This is a genomic window from Burkholderia sp. GbtcB21 (assembly GCF_019091065.1).
GTDB classification, from domain to species: Bacteria; Pseudomonadota; Gammaproteobacteria; order Burkholderiales; family Burkholderiaceae; genus Burkholderia; species Burkholderia pyrrocinia_C.
On sequence record NZ_JAGXKA010000065.1, the window covers coordinates 1 to 2328 of the forward strand.

General features: G+C 65.6%; 1 protein-coding gene and 1 pseudogene. Both read right to left on the bottom strand.

Annotation, left to right across the window (positions count from 1 at the left end; all coding sequences use genetic code 11):
* Positions 1 to 137: pseudogene (locus KVT39_RS38275) on the bottom strand (ABC transporter); the annotation flags it as partial.
* A 47-nt stretch (positions 138 to 184) separates the two neighbouring features.
* On the bottom strand, positions 185 to 1972 hold the full coding sequence (locus KVT39_RS38280) for a hypothetical protein (RefSeq protein ID WP_368858970.1): 1788 nt from the start codon (positions 1970 to 1972) through the stop codon (positions 185 to 187).
* Positions 1973 to 2328: the final 356 nt, after the last annotated feature.

Below are 2328 nucleotides of genomic sequence, written 5' to 3' on the forward strand. Positions count from 1 at the left end.
AACGGCGATTCCCCGCAGCCCGAAGCGCCCAGGAATACGCAGAACTCGCCTTCGGCGATGTCGAGATCGACATCCCGCACGATCGGCAGACCGCTGCCGTATGCCTTCGACACGCCTCTCAGTACTACGCTCGCCATGCCAGTCTCCACTTGAATGTCTTCTTGTGCACGCGCATGCCGCGCACCTATTTCGAAACCTGTACGACCGCGGTGCCTTGCGGGGCGACCGTCACGTCGACATACGTGTAGGTCGCCCCGCCGCTGCCTTCCGGATGTTCGGTGTACGCCGCGCGCGCCACGCCGTTGACCGTAACGGTCGGGTAGACGCCCGCGAATCGCGCATGCCACGCATAGGACGTTCCGCCCGCGGGGTTCTCGTTGGTGAGCGTGCTGCGCGTGGCGCCGTCATGTCGCACGGTGACTTTCCCCGCGCCGATCGGAATGTGCGCGACCTGCAGCCAGGCCATGCCGGTGGCCGGCAGTTGCGACAGGGTGGTCAGCTTGCCGGCGGCAGCGTCGGGCTCGACGCCGAGCAGCCCGGCGATCGCCTGTCCGACGAGCGTGAACGACACCTCCGGATAGTCTCCGTTGACGAAGTTGTTGCCGTAACCGCCGTGGACGTCGTTGATGCGGTTGTACACGTATTGCATCCACGCCCACGCGGTGGTGCCGTCGTGAACCGCAAAGAATGCGTCCGGCAGATAGGTCGCGGCTTCGAGGTTGGCGGGCGCCTGGCCGAGCGCGGTGGTGTTGAGCCAGCCCATGTACTGGTCGCGGCGCGTGCCCGCGTTCATGATCCCCTTCATCGGCGGAAACCAGCTCATCTCGCCGCCCCAGGCGATCGACTTGACTGCCGACGGATCGTAGGAGCGCACCACGTCGGTCGAATCGGTGGACGAATAAACGCTCCACGGCGCGTTGTAATAGGTCTTCAGATCGCCGGCCCGGGTCGCATAGGTGTTCGCCGTCGTCGTATCGCCGGCCGCCGTCGCGAGCTGCTGCATCGCGACGTAGGCGCGGTACTGGCTGGACAGCGCGTCGGCCGCCTCGACCGGATTGCCCGGCGCGCCTTCGTTGTAGCTTGCCACGCCGGCCCAGATGTCGGCGCCGCTTTCCTGCGCGATCTTGACCTGCCGGCCGTTGGCGGTGCCGTCGACGAGCGGCCCGTAGTGCGCGTCGACGAACGTGCTCGCGGTGTTCCTGACGAATGCATAAAACGGCCCGCCCGATGCCGCGTAATCGGTGTCGCCGGTCCAGCGGTAGCCGTCCCCGATGCGCTGCGCAAGCTCGAACGGCGCGGGCAGCTCGCGCACGAATGACGTATCGCTCGAATAGTCGGTGAGGCCGATGGATCCGTCGAAGTTCAGCGCCCAGACGGGGTAGCCGCCGCGCGCCGCGTTCGCCGTGGCGGCAAACGCGGCTAGCATCGCCTTGTTCTGCACGTCCATCCCCAGCATGTGGGCGCCGACGAACTGATGCGCGAAATCGCGCGCGTAGTAATAGGAGCGGAACGGATAGCCGGCCCAGTAGGACGGCGCGTAAGTGGCGGTGCCCTGGCCGCTCCGGTGCGATTCGTCCATGTTGGTCACGCCGGTCGTGCAGGCCATGCGCGTCCACGAATTCGCCTTGACCTTTGCCCAGTCAAACAGCGCGATGACGGTCGGGTTGTCCGACGAGAGTTGCGGATCGTTGGGTGCGGAGGGGGCGACCTCGATATCGTCGATATTGATCCACGCGCGCCCGCTCGACGACGTGAATGCGATCGTCACGGCCTGATTCGCGGCAACGGCAACATGCGCGATGGTGTACTTGATGTAGTTCGAATTCGCGATCGTCGACGGCAGCGTGACGGTTCGAGCGGTCTGGCCGGCCACCTGGACGGAGAAAGTACCGCCCGTGCCGCCGGCGGACGTGGCGATCCAGGCAGAGACATCGAAGTTGCCCGCGACCGGCGCCGTCACGGTCTGGGACACGGAGTAGCCGTCCCCGCCGTTCAGGAACGCCGCGCGAGTGCCGCCATGCGGATTGTTCGACGCACATCCGGCGCCGGACGTGACCGTCCATGACGTCGGGCAAGCATAGCCCGTCGCCCCCGCGGATTCGAAACCCGGATCGCCGAACTGCAGGCTCTGAAAGTTGGCCGGACATACGGCGTACGCCACGCCAGCGCCATGGAGCATGGCCGCGCCGAGTATCGCCGCGTGAATCTTGCGCTGTGGGCGTGCGCCTTTCCGATTGTCTCGTCTCATGATTGGCGGTTTCAAGGGCGAAGTGCAACACCTCGCGGGTTACTGAACAGGAACTCGATCCGTGGGGTTAGCCAGAATCT